This is a genomic window from Halorubrum sp. CGM4_25_10-8A (assembly GCF_005435025.1).
Taxonomy (GTDB): Archaea; Halobacteriota; Halobacteria; order Halobacteriales; family Haloferacaceae; genus Halorubrum; species Halorubrum ezzemoulense.
In genome coordinates this window covers 179,359-194,874 of the sequence record NZ_SGTX01000002.1, presented here as the reverse complement: position 1 = coordinate 194,874, position 15,516 = coordinate 179,359, and the positions used below count along the sequence as shown (strand labels likewise).

Below are 15,516 nucleotides of genomic sequence, written 5' to 3'. Positions count from 1 at the left end.
GTCCGGCCGCAGAGGCGCCGGCCCGCCCGCAGCCTTATTACCGCGCGGGCGAAGCGTCGGTATGCGACCGCTCGTCGCCGTCATCCTCGTCGGCGTCCCGCTCATGTGGCTCGTCGGCTTCGCCGCCTACGCGTACGTCGACGCGCCCAAGTACGGAATGGACCCGCGCAAGTGGGCACTCATCTCGTTCGTCGTCCCGCTGTTCGGCTTCTTCGCGTACGTCTTCGAGCGGGGAGAGCGCGACTACGACCCGGACACCGACCCGTACGCCGGCGGGAGCGACGAGCGGACCGGCGGCTTCGCCGTCCACGAGTCGCGGCAGGGCGAAGAGCGGCTCGGCCCGGCGGGGACGGAGGCGGACGACGGTGACGACGCGGACGACGAGTGGAACGACCCGGACAGCGTCGACCTCTGACGGGACGATCGGGACAGGCCCCGGTCAGTACCGAGACGGCGGTGAGTGAGACGGTACGTAATCACCGATGAGGCTGGGGAGGTGTGCGGTGCCGTACTGGGCGGGGCGGGAGTCAAAAGGGCAGCCGCGGGGCTTTAGCGGGTTTCGCTGCCGATGTACTCGCCACGATTTAGTTACGGTCGGCGTCACCGTTCGACAGAAGCGACCAATCGTACCAGTACTAAATCGCGTCGCGGAGCGCCGTTCGCCGACGGTCGAGGTCGAACGCGGCGTCAGGTGCGTCGAGCCGGTCGAAGAACGCGAACGCATCGGCGCCGGCGCGCTCGGCGTGGCCGATCAGCGCCTCGATCGCCGCACGGTTGAGCGCGAACGACTCCAGCTTGCCACAGCAGAGCGCCAGCGCGACGCCCGCCTCGCCGGAGGGGAAGGCAGGATCGATAACCGACAGGTCCGGGTCGACGGGCGCGTCGCCCGCGACCCCCGCCTCCGCGGCCGGGACGACCCGCAGGCACCGAGTACAGATCGCGACCGCGTCGGCCGGCGCGTACTCGCGGATCGAGGGCGGCACGGCGAACCCGACGGCGTCGGCGTCGCAGTGAGGACAGGGCACGACCGGAGATAGGCGGCGCTCAAGACTTAAACGCGGCCGTCTTCGGTGCGGCGAGAGCGGCGAGGGAAAACGGACAGAGCGATCAACAGAAAGAACGGCCGACGCGCGGTGGACGGTCAGTCGGCGGGCTCGGGTTCCTCGGTCTCCGCGGCCGCGGCCTCCGCGGCCGCCTCGGCCTCCTCGGCAGCCTCCTCTTCCTCCTTCTTCGCTTTGATCTTCTTCATGCGGAATATCTCCTCGCGCTCCTGCTCTTCGAGCTTCTGCTCGATGTACTCCTGATTCTCGTAGAGGCTCGGGAGCAGGGTGAACTCCAGGGCGTTCACGCGGCGCTTCGTGGTCTCGATCTCCGTGAGCATCTTCTTCATCGCCGTCTCCACCTCGGCGGCGAGGATGATCGACTCGAGCAGCTCCTCGTAGGCGTCGGCCGCCTCGTCGATCCGCGCCGAGGAGCCGAGCAGGCCGTACCCGCGCTCGTCGAGGCTCTTCTGTACCTTCGAGGACTCGATCTGCGGGACCACGACGCCCATGATGTTCTTCGACTGGGTCGTGATCTCCGGGTGCTCTTTCAGCGCCGCGGCCGCGCCGCGGACCGCCACGTCGCCCTCCATCGCCCGGGCCATGTCGATCTTCCGCTGGGCCGTCTCGTAGTTCTCGGAGACCTCCGACCGGACGTCCTGCGCCTGGTCGAGGATGTCCATGAACTCCATGATGAGCCCGTCGCGCTTCTGTTCGAGCGTGTCGTGACCGCGCTCGGAGAGCTCGATGCGGTCCTCGATCGCCATCAGGTTCTTGCGCGTCGGTTTGACGTCCTTGGCCATCTTGGGGGTAGGTTCCGCTCCGAGGCGGTTAATTCTTTTCAGACGCGCCGGATCGGCCGGGGAGCCGCCGCGGATCGGCCCCGAGCGCGGTCACCGCGGCGCGATCGCTGGCGAGGGGTATCGACCGCGGGTAAAAGGTGAGTCGAGGCGGATCAGTCGGCCGCTTCGACGACCTTGCGCTCGGAGTCGTCCTCGCGGTAGTGCTCCTCGATGAACTCCTCGTCGATCCGGTTGAGGGCGTCCTTCGGCAGCATCGAGAGGAGGTCCCAGCCGATCGAGAGCGTCTCGTCGATGTCGCGGTTCGTCTCGAAGCCCTGGTCGATGAACTCGGACTCGAACGCGTCCGCGAAGTCGAGGTACTTGTTGTCGAGCTCCGACAGCGCCTCGCGACCGACGATGTTCACGAGGTCGCGGAGGTCCTCACCTTCCGCGTACGCCGCGAACATCTGGTCTTTCACGTCGGCGTGGTCGGCGCGGGTGAGCCCCTCGCCGATCCCGTCGTCCATCAGCCGCGACAGGCTGGGGAGGACGTTGATCGGCGGCTGGAGGCCCTGGCTGTTGAGGTCGGGGTCGACGTAGATCTGCCCCTCCGTGATGTACCCGGTCAGGTCCGGGATCGGGTGAGTGTCGTCGTCGCCCGGCATCGTGAGGATCGGGATCTGCGTGACCGAGCCCTCGCGGCCCTTGATCCGGCCCGCGCGCTCGTACAGCTGCGCCAGGTCGGTGTACATGTACCCGGGGTACCCGCGGCGGCCGGGCACCTCCTCGCGGGCCGCCCCGATCTCGCGGAGCGCCTCGCAGTAGTTGGTCATGTCCGTCAGGATGACGAGGACGTGGTAGTCCTTCTCGAAGGCGAGGTACTCGGCCGTGGTGAGCACCATGCGCGGGGTGACCGTCCGCTCGACGGCGGGGTCGTCCGCGAGGTTCATGAAGACGACGGAGCGCTCCAGCGCACCGGTGCGCTCGAAGTCCTCCATGAACTCGTTCGCCTCCTCCTGGGTGATCCCCATCGCGCCGAAGATGACGGCGAACTCGGAGCCCTCCTCGTCGTCGCCGCCTTCCTCCTCCTCCGGCACGCTAGCCTGCCGGGCGATCTGCATCGCCAGCTCGCTGTGCGGCTGGCCGGAGCTGGAGAAGATCGGGAGCTTCTGCCCGCGGACGAGCGTGTTCATCCCGTCGATGGCGGAGACGCCCGTCTCGATGAACTCCTCGGGGTACTCCCGGGAGTACGGGTTGATCGCCGCGCCGACGATGTCCTGTCGCTCCTCGGGGACGATCTCCGGGCCGTCGTCGATCGGGCGGCCGGAGCCGTCGAGCACCCGCCCGAGGAGGTCCTCGGTGACGGGCATCTTCATCGTCTCGCCAAGGAAGCGGACGGACGCGTCTCTGTCGATACCGCTCGTCCCCTCGAAGACCTGGATCGCGACCACGTCCTCCGAGGATTCGAGCACCTGTCCGCGCAGCGTCTCGCCCTGTGCCGTCTCGATCTCGACGATCTCGTCGTAGCCGATCGCCTCGTCGACCTCGGCGTACACGAGGGGGCCGCTGATCTCGGTGATGGTTTGATACTCTTTCATGATCAGTAGAGGCTCCGGAGCTCCTCGGTGATCTCCGACTTGAGATCCTCGACGTACTCCTCGTAGTCCTCTTGGACGCCGATACGGTTAATCCGCGGGGCCGACTCGATGTCGATGATCTCCTCGACCGGGACGCCGGCGTCGAGCGCGTCGAACGCCTCGTCGTTGAACGTCTGGATCGTCGTCAGCATCAGGTACGTCTTCTCCGGCGGACAGAACGTGTCGACCGGGTGGAACGCGTTCTGCTGGAGGTACGCCTCGCGCAGGTAGCGCGCGACCTCCAGCGTCAGCTGCTGGTCGTCAGGCAGGGCGTCCTTCCCGACGAGCTGGACGATCTCCTGGAGCTCCGTCTCTTCGTCGAGCACGTCGACCGCCCACTGGCGGCGCTCCGCCCAGTCGTCGGCGACCTCGTCCTCGAACCAGGGGTCGAGCTGGTCTTTGTACAGCGAGTAGGACTCGTTCCAGTTGATCGACGGGAAGTGGCGCCGCTCCGCCAAGTCCGCGTCGAGCGCCCAGAACGTCTTCACGATCCGCAGCGTGTTCTGGGTGACCGGCTCGGAGAAGTCGCCGCCGGGCGGCGACACCGCGCCGATCGCCGAGACGGAGCCCTCCGTCCCGTTGATGTTCTCGAAGTAGCCGGCGCGCTCGTAGAACTGCGCGAGCCGGGCGGCGAGGTACGCGGGGTACCCCTCCTCGCCGGGCATCTCCTCCAGCCGGGAAGAGATCTCGCGCATCGCTTCCGCCCACCGCGAGGTGGAGTCGGCCATCAGCGCCACGTCGTACCCCATGTCGCGGTAGTACTCGGCGATCGTGATCCCGGTGTAGATACAGGACTCACGCGCCGCGACCGGCATGTTCGAGGTGTTCGCGATGAGCGAGGTGCGGGCCATCAGCGGGTTGCCGTTGGCCGGGTCCTCGAGCTCGGGGAAGTCCTCGATGACCTCGGTCATCTCGTTGCCGCGCTCGCCGCAGCCGACGTAGACGATGATGTCCGCGTCGGCGTACTTCGCGAGCTGGTGCTGCGTGACCGTCTTCCCGGAGCCGAACGGGCCGGGGATCGCGGCCGTCCCGCCCTTCGCGATGGGGAAGAGTCCGTCGAGGATGCGCTGCCCGGACACCAGCGGCGTCCGGGGCGTCTTCTTGTCGTTGGCGGGGCGCGCCTCGCGCACCGGCCACTCCTGGTGCATCGAGACCTCCTCGCCGTTGTCGAGCTCGACGACCGTCTCGGTGACGTCGAAGGATCCGGACTCGGCGGCGACGACCTCGCCGCCCTCGTAGTCCGGCGGCACCATGACCTTGTGGTCGATGGTGACCGTCTCCTCGACGACGCCGACGATGTCGCCGGGCTCGACGACGTCGCCCGCCTCGACCTCGGGCTCGAACTCCCACTCCTCCTCGAGGTCGATGCCGGGCGCGTCGACCCCGCGGTCGAGGTACGGACTGCCCATCTTGCCCTCCAGCACGTCCAGGGGGCGCTGAACGCCGTCGTAGATGGCGTCCAGCATCCCCGGGCCGAGGTCGACCGACAGCGGCTCGCCCGTGTTCTCGACGGGTTCGCCGGGGCCGACGCCGGAGGTCTCCTCGTACACCTGAACCGTCGTGAGGTCGCCCTCGATCTCGATCACTTCCCCCATGAGCCCTTCGTCGCCGACGTAGACGACGTCGTTCATGCGGGCGTTGAGATCGCGGGCTGTCACGACCGGACCGCTCACGCTCTGGATGACGCCGCTGTCTTCGACGGCGTCGGTTGTGTCTGCTTTGCTCATATTAGTCGTCTTCCTCCATCAGGTCGATGCCGATGGCGCGTTTGATCTGGTCGCGCAGCCCGCCGCTCCCGGCGCCGGAGCCGCCGAGCGTCACGAGGACCGGTTCGATGCTGCCCTCGACCGCCTCGCGGGTCCCCCGCGAGAGGTGGTCGAGGTCGTCGTCGTGCATCACGATGATGCCGACGCCCTCGTCGTCGAGCGTCCGCTCGACGGCGTCGTCGAGCTTCTCGTCCTTCTCGTCGTCCGGCACGTTCTCGAACGCCCGAACGCCGGCGAGGCGGAATCCGGTCGTGAACTCCGGGCTGCCGACGACCGCTATCTCCTGGCTCATGTTATCACCAGCTCCGATTCGATCTCGTCGGCCGAGAGGCCGGCCTCCTTGCCGCGGGCGATCGCCCGGATGTTCTCCGTCTCGCGCTCCTTCGCGAGGATGTACGAGATGACCGGGGTGACCGACACCGGGTGGATCGTGCCGAGCCGGTCGCCGTACGCCAGCAGCGCGCCGTCGATCGCGTGTTCGAACGCGATGAGGCTGTCCGCCTCCTCGAGCTCGCGCAGCGCGGGCCCGAGCTCCTCGCCGTACTGGCTGTCGCCGATGTACTCGACCAGTTCGTCGAGGTTCTGCGCCAGCCGCGCGAGCGACGAGCGGGTGAACAGGTCGCCCCCCTCGATGAAGTACGCGGCGGGGTCGATGTCGGCGCCCGAGCGGGCGAGCCGGAGCGCGTTCGTCGCGTTCCGGAAGTCGACCTCCGCCACCAGGAACGACTCGTACTGCCGGGTCGGCTCGTCGCCGCCGAGCCCGGAGAGGAGCCGCTCGTAGAACGCGCGGTCGACCGCGTTCTCTAAGGGCACCAGCACGTCCGTCTCCTCGAACTCGGCGTACGCCTCCCGCAGCGGCTCCCCGTAGATCGTGTCTTCGAGGACCTCGATCACGCCGTCGATCGAGTCCGCCTCAAGCAGGCGACGGATCCGGCGGTCGTCGAACTCGCCGGCGCGGATCAGGTCGACCTCGACGGCCGACTGCTCCGCGTCGGTGTAGACGCCGCGGATGACCGTCTTCACGTTCCAGGCGTCGAACTTCCGGAGGTACCGGGCGATCAGGTCGTACAGCGACCCCTCGCTCCAGTCGAGGATGGCGTCGAACTGCTCGGCGAGGTTCCGGTTCAGCGCGTACTCGATCAGGTCCACGCCGCCGTGGCGGCTACCGAGCGCGTTGATCTCCTCGCCGTAGCTCGACTCCTCCATGAACCGGGCGATCTCGGCCGGGCCCATCCGGGTGAGCTTGCGGTACTCCTCGTCCCCGTAGAGGCTGCCGCGGCGGGCACGAACCCGCGCGACGACGTACTCGGGGTTCGGGCTGCCGGCGGCGCTCATTGGTCGAACAGCCGCTCCGAGATGTTCTTCAACTCGTCGTCCCAGACTGCCTCCAGGACCGAGTCGAACGTGTTGTTCACGCGAACGCGGGAGGTGTCGCTCTCCGCGACGACGCCGCCGAGGCAGTCGACCTCGCCGTCGACCTCGGCGTTGCGGTCCGCGACGAGGTCTTCGAGCAGGTCGACGTCCTCGGCGCGGGTGTAGACGGCGACGGCCTCGTCGTCGTCGAACTCCGCGAGGCTCGCGTCGAGTAAGGCCTCGGTGAGCTCGCGGCGATCGTCGCCGTCGAGGGCGGCGATGGCCGCTTCGACGTCGTCGTGGACGTCCTCCAAGACGTCACGTCGAGCGCCGAGCCGCTCCTGTTTGGCCTCGAGCTTCGCCGAGGAGAGCGTCTGTTCGCGCTCCTGGTCGATCTGGTCTTCGACCTCGGCGAGCCGCTCCTCGCGGATGCGCTCCGCGTCGGCCTCCGCCTCGGCGACGATCTCGTCGGCCTCCGCCTCGGCCTGTTCGCGGATCTCCTCCGCACGCGCGCGGGCCTCATCTTCGACGTCCTCAACGACGGTTTCCAAACTCATTGGTGTGGAAGGAAGTACCGCTTAGACGATGAAGACGACGACAAGTGCGAGGATGACGATCGTCTCGGGAAGGACGGTCAGGATGAGCCCGTTGACGAAGAGGTCGTCGTCCTCGGCCATCGCCCCGACGGCGGCCGACCCGATACCGCGCTCCGCGTAGCCCGCGCCCAGCGCCGCGAGCCCGACGGCCAGCGCCGCCGCGGCGTTGGGGTCAGTCAGCGTTCCACCAGTCGACAGTACGAGGTTCCCGAGTTCGTTGGTAGCTTCAAGCATTGGTAGTAGTTGCGGTTGCTCGTCTCCGAACGGTTGCTATTTGCCCCCAGAGGAGTCATAAAGCTTCCCAAAACGACCGGACAGAAGACGGAAGAACGGAGGCGAGAGCGGACGCTATCGCGTCGAAACCCGACGGAACCGTCGCGTTTCAACCGGCTGCGAAGCGGCGAGACCGGCGGACGACGGACGGTCGGGTCGACCGTCAGTCGTCGCGGGTGTACTTCCGGTCGCGGCCGAACGGGAGGTACGCCCGCCCGCCGCCCTCGTAGAAGTTCCCGAAGAACTCCACGTACTCGAGGCGGACCGCCTGGATGCCGGCGGACGTGACGCCGAGCAGCAGGACGACGAGGTGGCCGACGAGCGCCACGACGATGCCGCCCACGAGGGCGACGATGCCCACGAGACCGATCGAGGCGGGGTCAAACGCGGTGGTGATCCCCGCGAAGACCAGCTCCTCGCTCGGCGTCTCCTGGACGTGATGGAGGTGCTCCGCGGAGAAGATGAAGTGGAAGCTCCCCTCGCCCCCCTTGTCGATGTACGCACCGAACGCGAGCAGGTTGACCGCGAGCGCCATCCCGCCCTTCGCGAGCAGGACGGCCATGATCCGGGCGTACGAGATGACGTTGACGATGGGCGAGAGGAACTCCGCGAGCTCCGGCGGCTCGCCGATCCCGAGCAGGACGAGCCCAAGACCCGCGGCGACGGCGCCGGCGATACCGACGACGACCGGGAAGCCGCTGAACGAGACCGTGCCGAACGTGAGGAGCGACACCGACTCGAACAGGAAGTCGGGCTTCGGGCCGGGGACGTGCTGGCTGAAGATCCAGATCCACGCGCCGTTGAGGATCAGTAGCCACGAGCCGGCCTCGTAGAGCGCGTGCTTCACGTCGTGCTGCTGGAGCGTGCTCACGAACGAGAGCACGTGGCCGATGTTGAGGTGAACGATACCGAACACCACGCTGACGACAAGGAACGAGAGCCCCCAGTCGAGGTCGGCCGGCGAGAGCCCCTTCCCGGCGACGGGCCAGTGGACATCGCCCGGCAGCAGCTGGTAGGCGTGGTAGCCGAACAGGTCGATGCCGAAGTAGATCCCGAACAGTATCGTGAAGCCGCCCGCCCACATCGCGACGGAGCCGAGTTCGCGGAACGCGCCGTCGAACCGGGAGTACATGAAGAACCCGATGGCGGCGTACAGGACGCCGTACCCCACGTCGCCGATCATGAACCCGAACATCGCCGGGAACGTGAGGAACACGAGCAGCGTCGGGTCGAACTCGGAGTACTTCGGCCGCCCGAACGCCTGGACGAGCAGTTCGAAGGGGCCGGCCGCGCTCCCGTTATCCTGGACGACCGGCGGGTCGTCGGTGCCGTGCGCCGCGTGGCCGCCGTCGGTAGCGACCGCCGCTTCCGTTTCGGCGGACGCGCTGCCGTCGTCGGCCGACGGCGACTCGGTGCCGCCACTCCTGTCGACCGGCTCGGAGTGGTGGTCGCCGTCGGGGGTGAACGAGGCGCGTTCGAGCTCCTCGACCTCGACGTGGTCGCCGACCGCGTCGACGACCGCCGCCTCGAAGTCCGGGTACGACTCGGTCGGCACCCACCCCTCCGCGACGAACGCGTTCTCGGTGGTCGCGAACGAGAGCGGCGCCTCCTTCTTTTCGGCCTCGATCGTGAGCTTCTCCTCGGCGCGCAGCAGGAAGCCCGCGGCCTCCTCCTTCACCGAGTCGAGCTCGGCTTCGACGCCGTCGAGCTCGTCGCGGAGGTCGGCCTGCTCGGCCTCCAGCTCCGCGACGTACTCCTCCGGGCTCGCGTCGGCGTCCGGCACGTCGAGCAGCGCGATGTCGACGCCGACGAGCGCGTCCTGAACGACGCCCTCCGCGTCGCCGTCGGTCGGCCTCGCGACGATGGCGAGCACGTCGCCGCCGACGAACACGTCGAAGGCGTCGACCGTCTCGGCGTCCCCGAGCGCCGCCTCGACGGCGGCGGGTTTCGCCTCGCCGACGACGACCTCGACCGAGTCGTAGCCGCGCAGGTAGTCCAGGTCGATCCCGAGCTCCGCGAACGGCTCCATCCGGTCGATCTCCTCCTGTCGGTCGCGGATCGCGCCCTGTAGTTCGTCGCGCCGGTCGTTGAGCTCGTTGACGCGGTCGCGGACGCGGTCGAGCTCGGCTTCGAGCTCGTCGTCGTCAAGCGACCGCGCGACCTCGGCGTCGTCCTCGTCGACGTCGAGGATGCTCTCCAGCGACCGAACCGTCACGAGCCGCTCGTTGACGGTCTCGGCCCCGTCGAGCGACGTTCCGGGGTCGAACCCCTCGTACCGGTCGTCGTAGTCGGTGACGTGCAGGGAGTGGTGGGCGTACGCCGCCTCGATGACGTCGTCGATGACGCGCTTCGAGCCCGTCACCGACACCCGGCTCATCTGCTCAGGCCTGAGCATCCACCGCCTCCTCGGCCTGCTCGTGAACCGCCGCCTCGAACCGCTCGACGGCGTAGTCGACGGCCGATTCCACGCGGTCGCGGGCCTCGCGTTCGAGCTCGTCGCGGTCGGCACGCCCCGACTCGAGGATCTCCTCGCGCCGCTCCTCGATCTCCGCTCGGGCCGTGTCGAGCCGCTCTTGGGCCTCGGACTCCGCCTCCTCCTCGGCCTCGGCGCGGATCTCGTCCGCGCGCTCTCGAGCCTCGGCGAGGCGCTCTTCGGCGTCGGACTCCGCTTCCGCGACGATCTCGTCCGCCTCCCGTTCGGCCTGCTTGATGGATTCGAGCACCTCTGGTCTCGCCATGCTACTAATCGCCTGAAACTCTAGAAGCGACGTATAAGGTGTTTGCGAAAGCCCGCGGGGGTGCGACCGGATTCCGAGGCGATTCGGCGGTACTTCGAGCCGAACGCGTCGGCCGCAGTCGCGCGCCGCCGCCTACATTTAAGTAGCAGTCGCCGGACCGTCACCGTATGGCAACGGTGTATGCGGTCGCGTCGGCGAAGGGTGGCGTCGGGAAGACCACCACGACCGCCGCGCTGGCGACGGTGCTGGCGGACTCGGGCGCCGACGTCGTCGCGATCGACGCCGACCTCGGCATGGCGAACCTCGCGGACGCTGTCGGGGTGACGCCCGGCGAGATCACGATTCACGATGTACTCGCCGGCGACGCGGACCCGGCGGCGGCGGTCCGGGAGGGGCCGTCCGGGCTGCGGGTCGTGCCGGGGGCGGCCGACCTCGACGCGTACGCGGCCGCGGACCCCTCCAGGCTCCGCGGGGTCGTCGAGGCGTTCGACGGCGCCGACTACGTGTTCGTCGATGCGGGCGCGGGACTGTCGCACGACTCCACGCTCCCGCTCGCGATCGCCGACGAGACGCTGCTCGTCTCGACGCCGGAGCGGAGCGCCCTCGGCGACACCGAGAAGACGCGGCAGTTGACGGAGCGACTCGGCGGGACGGTCGCGGGCGCCGCGATCACCCGCGTGACGGCCGACGCCGACGAGGTCGTCACGGCGCTGCTCGACGCTTCCGTCCTCGGACGGATCCCCGAAGACGAGGCCGTGGCCCGGGCCGCGGCGGCGGGCCGGTCCCTGCCGGAGGCCGCGCCCGACGCGCCGGCGACGCGGGCCTACCGCGACCTGACCCGAGCGCTGACCGGCGCCGAGGTGGAGGGGGCGGGACTCGACGGGTCCGCGGCCGACGCCGCGAGCGGAGCCGGGGCGGACGACGCGGAGGGCGACGGCGAGCCGACCGCGACGGACGACGACGCCGTGATCGTCGACGACGGACCGGCGGCGGACGACGCGGACGACGGCGGCCCGAGCGAGGTGAGCGAGCGGGACGCTGCCGGGGAAACGGATGGGGACGCGGCCGCCGAGGCCGAGGCGGACCAAGACGAGGGCACGGATCCCGAGTCGGACGAAGACATCATCGTCGCGGACCCCGACGCGAGCGGCGTGGCCGAGCCGGGCGACGGCGACGACATCATCGTCGCGAGCGAGAGCGAACCGCCGGACGGCGACGCGGACGAAAAGGTGAGCGACGACGCGGAGGGAGACGTGGGCGACGATACGGAGGAAGGCGGTGACGACGGCGCGGACGGAGACGTGGGCGACGATACCGGCGGGGAAACACGCGACGCCCGCGGCGACCCGAAAGAGCCCGTCGAGAACGACGAGCCGACTCGCGAGGCCGTCGGCGATGCGGCGAGCGACGACGAGGCCGGCGGAACCGACGCCGGTGACGAGTCCATGGCTGGAGGGAGGGCGGCCGCCGAGCTCGAGGCCACCGGCCCCGAGGCCGAGACGGAGGAGGAGCCGGACGCGATTCCCGACGCGGACGAGACGGCACGCGAGGCGGCCACCGAGCGCGGAGAGGCGGACGGCGAGGGGACCACGAGCGCCGACCCGGCGGCGGACGACATCGACGGTGAACTCGCGGGGAGCATCCCGTTCCGCGACGACGACACCGGGACGATGAACACCGTGCTATCGGACGAGGACGAGCCGGACGGCGACGCCGGCAGAGAGGCGACAGACGACGCCGACGCGTCGTCCGCTGACGAGGAGGAGGAAGAGGGCGACGGCGGATTTTTCAGTCGGCTACTCGGTCGCTGAGCGGAGCGCGGCGGCTCGTCAGGCCTCCGAGGGAGCGCGGGCCCGGTCGCGGATCAGCTCGCGGATCTGCTCGGGGTCGGTGACGTCGGCGAGTTCCTCGCAGGAGACCAAGGCGGTGCCGTCGACCGATTCGCGCTTCTCCTTCTCCTCGGTGAAGTACACCGATCGGGTCCGGGCGACCTCGCCGATGGAGGACATGATCCGGGCGCGCTTCTCGGCCGCGGCCGTGAACGCGGAGTGGCCGGTGAGCACGCGCGTCTCGGGGCTGTCCTCGTCCTCGGAGACGGCCTTGAACGGGGCGCGGGCGGTCGGGTGGACCGTGAACCCGGCGCTCGTCAGCACGTGGAGGACGTGCTCGTCGTCCGGGTCGGCCTCGGGGGCCGACGGCGTCGGCTCCGAGTCGCGGACCTCGTCCGCGCCGTCGAGCACGTCGACCGGGCTGGAGAACGGCTGGTCGAACAGCTCCTCCAGCTGGATCGCCACCTCGATGGAGGCGTTCATCCCGTCCTCGTACTTCGAGACGGTGCGCCGGGAGACGCCCAGCTCGTTCGCGAGCCGGCCGAGCGACCAGCCGCGCTCCTCGCGCTCGTCGGCGAGGAGGTCGCCGTCGAGGCTGACGTACAGCCCGCCCGGGGCGGCATAGATGAGCGGCGGCATCCCCTCGACGAAGAGGTCGTAGGCGGTGTCCGGGTTGATCACCGGGACGCCGTGTCGGAAGTAGACGACGCCGGGCTTCAGTTCCTCGTCGCGGGTACGGATCCCGATCACCATCGGCGTCCCCCTGAGGTACTCGCCGAGCCGGCGCATCTCCGCGCCGGTCTCCGCGTCGAGCGCGTCGACGTTGCCGAGGATCTTCAGGAGGAGGAGGTCCTCGTTACGGCGGGCCGCCACGTCGAAGCTCTTGGGCCGGACCGCACACCGGTCGCTGACGAGGAACCCTGCGTCCTCCAGCATCGCGGTGACGTTCCCGATGAGCGCAGTCCGGGACATAGCCGGAACAAGCGTCTCGCCGTATATATGCGTTGTGTCGCCCGTTCGCCGGCGAACCCACCGCCCGCGGGCGATTTCTTCCTCCCGCGGCGGGAAACGGTTATATACCCGAGCGGTCGCTGTATCGCCTCAGCCGGCCCGGAGCAGCCTCGACCGGCCTCGAAAGGGGCTTGCCTCGGCGACGCGAACGTCGCGACATGCCGATCGTCGCCGTCGACGACACCGACTCCCGCGAGCGCGGGATGTGTACGACCTACGTGGCGACGCGGATCGCGGAGCGCCTCGCTGACGCCGGGGCTCGGGTCCGGCGCCGGCTGCTCGTCCGCCTCAATCCGGCCGTGAAACACAAGACGCGCGGGAACGCCGCGGTCGCGCTCCACGTCACCGGGACGGACGCGGAGTCGGCCGCGTCGGTCGCGGCGGAGGCGGTCGAAGCGTTCGCCGCGGCCGCGGACCCGCGTACCTCGCCCGGCGTAGTGGTCGCGGACCTCGACGTCGCCGGCGACCCCTTCGATCCGACCGGAACGCCGATCCCCGACGCGGTGGCCGCGTTCGCGCGGCGCGCGCTCCGCGAGCGGCTCTCGGTCGCCGAGGCCGTCGGGCTGGCCGACGAACACGGGTTCCGACACGTCGCGGTCGGGTCGGCGGGCGGCGCGGGCGAATCGGACGCGGTCGCTGGCCGGGGGCGGATCGGCGCGCTCGCCGCGGTCGGCGCGCCGGCCGCGTTCGACGACTGGACGTTCGAGCGCATCACCTACCGCGAACTCGACCGCTGCGGGACGCCCCGCGAGGTCGACGCCGAGAGCGTCTTCGCCGCCGCCGACGAGGGGTATCCGGCGGTGTGGGACACGGTCGACCGCGGCACGGGGAAGACCGTCTGCGTGCCGAACGCGCCCGGCCCGATCCTCTACGGGATCCGGGGGGACGACGCGGCCGCGTGTCGAGCGGTGGCGGCCGCCGTCGACGGCGAGCCGACCGAGCGGGCCGCGACGTTCCTGACGAATCAGGGCACCGACGCCCACCTCGCACCCAGCCGGATCGGCGACCTCCGCGACGGCGCGGGCTATCGGGTCGCCGGCGCGGTGGCGAGCGCGCCGGAGACGAAGCGGGGTGGCCACGTCCACGTCGACGTCGCGAGCGACGCCGCCGGAGTGGGGTCGGACGGTGAGACCGACGCCGACCGCCTCCGCGCCGTCGCGTTCGCCCCGACGGGCCGGTTCCGCGACCGCGTCCGGGCGCTCCGCCCCGGCGACCGGGTCACGCTCTGCGGCGAGCACGAGGTCCGGGACAACGCGGACGAGCCGGCGAGCACCCTGAAGCTGGAGAAGTTCGCCGTCCGCGACCTCGTCCGGACCGCGCCCGCGGTGCCGACCTGCCCGGACTGCGGTCGCTCGATGTCGTCGGCCGGGAGCGATCAGGGGTACCGGTGCCGCGACTGCGGGACTGAGGCGCCGGGGAAGGTCGCGGAGCCGATCGAGCGCGACCTCGAGGCCGGCTGGTACGAGGTCCCGCCGAGCGCGCGCCGACACGTCGCGAAGCCACTCGTCCGGGGCGGGTTCGACGCGCCGACCCACCCGGAGCGATAAAGTGCTCGCCGCGCGAGCGGGCCGACGTGACCGGAATCGTCTTCCACGCGACGGAGCGGCGCGAGGCGGTCGTCGAGTTCTACCGCGAGCGACTGGGCGCGACGGTGCGGGTCGAACAGCCCGACTGTACGATCCTGGCGTTCGGCGGCTTCCTGTTCGGGTTCTGCGAGCGCGACGAGGTCGACGACTGCGGCATCCTCACGTTCGTCTACCCGGACCGTGACGCGGTCGACGCCGCGAGCGAGCGGCTCGGCGACGCGGTCGTGACGCCGCCGCGTGAGAACGAGACGTACGACATCTACCAGTGTTTCGCCGAGGACCCCGAGGGCCGGACCGTCGAGTGTCAGGTGTTTCTCGACGAGGAAGTCGACATCGAGTAAGTTGGAGAGCAGGCGAACCGCGCTCGGTTGTCGGAGTGGCCAGCGTCAGTCGTCGAGATCGCGGGCGTCGCGCCACGCCACCGCGCGCTCCTCGGCGGCATCGCGGTCGTCGAACCGCTCCCGCTCGTAGGCGGAGTCGTCGGCCGCCTGCTCCATCACGTCGAGGCGGACGACGAACTCCCCGTCGGTTCGTTCCCGGAGCCTGACGGTCGCGTACCCGTCCGATCGCTCCCACTCGGTGACCGTGCCGTCGTCGCGCTCCAGCGACCAGCCCATATCGGACCCGACGCGCCCCGCGGCTAAAGCGGTGCGGTTCCGAGGCGGTCGCGCGGGTGCCTCCCGACTTCGAGGCCTGTGTCCCCGCGAGTCAGTCGCCCGCGCTCGGCGAGCGGTCCGCGCTCGACGACCGCTCCGGCGTGGCCGCGTAGCCGCACACCGGGCAGACGACGTAGCCGAGCGAGTCGTACGGGACCGACGTCGAGGGCGCGCTCACGTCGCACTCGGGGCAGTCGAACGTCGCCGCGTTCTCGGTCGACATGGTATCACGTAACAACCGCTCACCAG

Annotated in this window: 17 protein-coding genes; 4 read left to right on the top strand and 13 right to left on the bottom strand. The window is 69.8% G+C overall.

What is annotated here, in order from left to right; all coding sequences use genetic code 11:
- Positions 1-61 precede the first annotated feature (61 nt).
- On the top strand, positions 62-415 hold the full coding sequence (locus EXE52_RS03310; protein WP_086215754.1) for a hypothetical protein: 354 nt from the start codon (positions 62-64) through the stop codon (positions 413-415).
- 220 nt (positions 416-635) lie between these two features.
- On the opposite strand, the gene EXE52_RS03305 is transcribed toward EXE52_RS03310, so the two are convergent.
- The 10 genes from EXE52_RS03305 to ahaH all read right to left on the bottom strand — a co-directional run bounded on the left by EXE52_RS03305 (position 636) and on the right by ahaH (position 10,185).
- Positions 636-1,025 carry a DUF6276 family protein gene (locus EXE52_RS03305; RefSeq protein WP_049931795.1) on the bottom strand — a complete coding sequence of 130 codons (390 nt, stop codon included), beginning with the start codon at positions 1,023-1,025 and terminating at the stop codon, positions 636-638.
- Between the two features lie 116 nt (positions 1,026-1,141).
- Complete coding sequence (locus EXE52_RS03300) at positions 1,142-1,843, bottom strand: V-type ATP synthase subunit D (protein WP_049931793.1); 702 nt, start codon at positions 1,841-1,843, stop codon at positions 1,142-1,144.
- Positions 1,844-1,995: 152 nt separating this feature from the next.
- Positions 1,996-3,420, bottom strand: a complete 1,425-nt coding sequence (locus tag EXE52_RS03295) for a V-type ATP synthase subunit B (RefSeq protein WP_049931791.1) — start codon at positions 3,418-3,420, stop codon at positions 1,996-1,998.
- Positions 3,421-3,422: 2 nt separating this feature from the next.
- Positions 3,423-5,186 (bottom strand): ATP synthase subunit A, encoded by a 1,764-nt coding sequence (locus EXE52_RS03290; protein WP_049931790.1) that lies wholly within the window; start codon positions 5,184-5,186, stop codon positions 3,423-3,425.
- Position 5,187: 1 nt separating this feature from the next.
- On the bottom strand, positions 5,188-5,517 hold the full coding sequence (locus tag EXE52_RS03285; RefSeq protein ID WP_006629423.1) for a V-type ATP synthase subunit F: 330 nt from the start codon (positions 5,515-5,517) through the stop codon (positions 5,188-5,190).
- Positions 5,514-6,560 (bottom strand): V-type ATP synthase subunit C, encoded by a 1,047-nt coding sequence (locus tag EXE52_RS03280; protein WP_049931788.1) that lies wholly within the window; start codon positions 6,558-6,560, stop codon positions 5,514-5,516. The genes EXE52_RS03285 and EXE52_RS03280 overlap by 4 nt, the downstream gene beginning before the upstream one ends.
- Complete coding sequence (locus EXE52_RS03275; RefSeq protein ID WP_049931787.1) at positions 6,557-7,135, bottom strand: V-type ATP synthase subunit E; 579 nt, start codon at positions 7,133-7,135, stop codon at positions 6,557-6,559. The genes EXE52_RS03280 and EXE52_RS03275 overlap by 4 nt, the downstream gene beginning before the upstream one ends.
- 21 nt (positions 7,136-7,156) lie before the next feature.
- Positions 7,157-7,408: an ATP synthase subunit K gene (locus EXE52_RS03270; RefSeq protein WP_049931785.1), complete on the bottom strand. Its 252-nt coding sequence runs from the start codon at positions 7,406-7,408 to the stop codon at positions 7,157-7,159.
- A gap of 202 nt (positions 7,409-7,610) precedes the next feature.
- Positions 7,611-9,824 carry a V-type ATP synthase subunit I gene (locus EXE52_RS03265; RefSeq protein WP_089308874.1) on the bottom strand — a complete coding sequence of 738 codons (2,214 nt, stop codon included), beginning with the start codon at positions 9,822-9,824 and terminating at the stop codon, positions 7,611-7,613.
- 4 nt (positions 9,825-9,828) lie between these two features.
- On the bottom strand, positions 9,829-10,185 hold the full coding sequence (ahaH, locus tag EXE52_RS03260) for an ATP synthase archaeal subunit H (protein ID WP_049931783.1): 357 nt from the start codon (positions 10,183-10,185) through the stop codon (positions 9,829-9,831).
- A 167-nt stretch (positions 10,186-10,352) separates the two neighbouring features.
- Here ahaH and EXE52_RS03255 point away from each other — a divergent pair, with 167 nt between their 5' ends.
- Entirely contained in the window at positions 10,353-11,996 is a 1,644-nt protein-coding gene (locus EXE52_RS03255; protein ID WP_089308833.1) for a P-loop NTPase, read from the top strand.
- A gap of 18 nt (positions 11,997-12,014) precedes the next feature.
- Here EXE52_RS03255 and EXE52_RS03250 read toward each other — a convergent pair whose 3' ends face one another.
- The gene (locus tag EXE52_RS03250) at positions 12,015-12,986 is read right to left on the bottom strand and encodes a transcriptional regulator (RefSeq protein WP_049931780.1); all 972 of its coding nucleotides are present in this window, start codon (positions 12,984-12,986) and stop codon (positions 12,015-12,017) included.
- A 197-nt stretch (positions 12,987-13,183) separates the two neighbouring features.
- Here EXE52_RS03250 and EXE52_RS03245 point away from each other — a divergent pair, with 197 nt between their 5' ends.
- Both EXE52_RS03245 and EXE52_RS03240 read left to right on the top strand, forming a co-directional pair.
- A complete protein-coding gene (locus EXE52_RS03245; RefSeq protein ID WP_089308832.1) occupies positions 13,184-14,572 on the top strand; it encodes a tRNA(Ile)(2)-agmatinylcytidine synthase in 1,389 nt (462 codons plus the stop codon).
- Between the two features lie 26 nt (positions 14,573-14,598).
- Entirely contained in the window at positions 14,599-14,952 is a 354-nt protein-coding gene (locus tag EXE52_RS03240; RefSeq protein ID WP_049931776.1) for a VOC family protein, read from the top strand.
- A gap of 45 nt (positions 14,953-14,997) precedes the next feature.
- Here EXE52_RS03240 and EXE52_RS03235 read toward each other — a convergent pair whose 3' ends face one another.
- Both EXE52_RS03235 and EXE52_RS18420 read right to left on the bottom strand, forming a co-directional pair.
- Positions 14,998-15,228, bottom strand: a complete 231-nt coding sequence (locus tag EXE52_RS03235; RefSeq protein WP_049931774.1) for a hypothetical protein — start codon at positions 15,226-15,228, stop codon at positions 14,998-15,000.
- Positions 15,229-15,319: 91 nt separating this feature from the next.
- Positions 15,320-15,490 (bottom strand): hypothetical protein, encoded by a 171-nt coding sequence (locus tag EXE52_RS18420; protein WP_167373102.1) that lies wholly within the window; start codon positions 15,488-15,490, stop codon positions 15,320-15,322.
- Positions 15,491-15,516: the final 26 nt, after the last annotated feature.

Coding starts and splice junctions, on each gene's coding strand:
- EXE52_RS03235 (WP_049931774.1), bottom strand. CDS start 15,228: ATGGGCTGGTCGCTGGAGCGCGACGACGGCACGGTCACCGAGTGGGAG.
- EXE52_RS03270 (WP_049931785.1), bottom strand. CDS start 7,408: ATGCTTGAAGCTACCAACGAACTCGGGAACCTCGTACTGTCGACTGGT.
- ahaH (WP_049931783.1), bottom strand. CDS start 10,185: ATGGCGAGACCAGAGGTGCTCGAATCCATCAAGCAGGCCGAACGGGAG.
- EXE52_RS03310 (WP_086215754.1), top strand. CDS start 62: ATGCGACCGCTCGTCGCCGTCATCCTCGTCGGCGTCCCGCTCATGTGG.
- EXE52_RS03255 (WP_089308833.1), top strand. CDS start 10,353: ATGGCAACGGTGTATGCGGTCGCGTCGGCGAAGGGTGGCGTCGGGAAG.
- EXE52_RS03245 (WP_089308832.1), top strand. CDS start 13,184: ATGCCGATCGTCGCCGTCGACGACACCGACTCCCGCGAGCGCGGGATG.
- EXE52_RS03275 (WP_049931787.1), bottom strand. CDS start 7,135: ATGAGTTTGGAAACCGTCGTTGAGGACGTCGAAGATGAGGCCCGCGCG.
- EXE52_RS03295 (WP_049931791.1), bottom strand. CDS start 3,420: ATGAAAGAGTATCAAACCATCACCGAGATCAGCGGCCCCCTCGTGTAC.
- EXE52_RS03280 (WP_049931788.1), bottom strand. CDS start 6,560: ATGAGCGCCGCCGGCAGCCCGAACCCCGAGTACGTCGTCGCGCGGGTT.
- EXE52_RS03250 (WP_049931780.1), bottom strand. CDS start 12,986: ATGTCCCGGACTGCGCTCATCGGGAACGTCACCGCGATGCTGGAGGAC.
- EXE52_RS18420 (WP_167373102.1), bottom strand. CDS start 15,490: ATGTCGACCGAGAACGCGGCGACGTTCGACTGCCCCGAGTGCGACGTG.
- EXE52_RS03265 (WP_089308874.1), bottom strand. CDS start 9,824: ATGAGCCGGGTGTCGGTGACGGGCTCGAAGCGCGTCATCGACGACGTC.
- EXE52_RS03300 (WP_049931793.1), bottom strand. CDS start 1,843: ATGGCCAAGGACGTCAAACCGACGCGCAAGAACCTGATGGCGATCGAG.
- EXE52_RS03285 (WP_006629423.1), bottom strand. CDS start 5,517: ATGAGCCAGGAGATAGCGGTCGTCGGCAGCCCGGAGTTCACGACCGGA.
- EXE52_RS03290 (WP_049931790.1), bottom strand. CDS start 5,186: ATGAGCAAAGCAGACACAACCGACGCCGTCGAAGACAGCGGCGTCATC.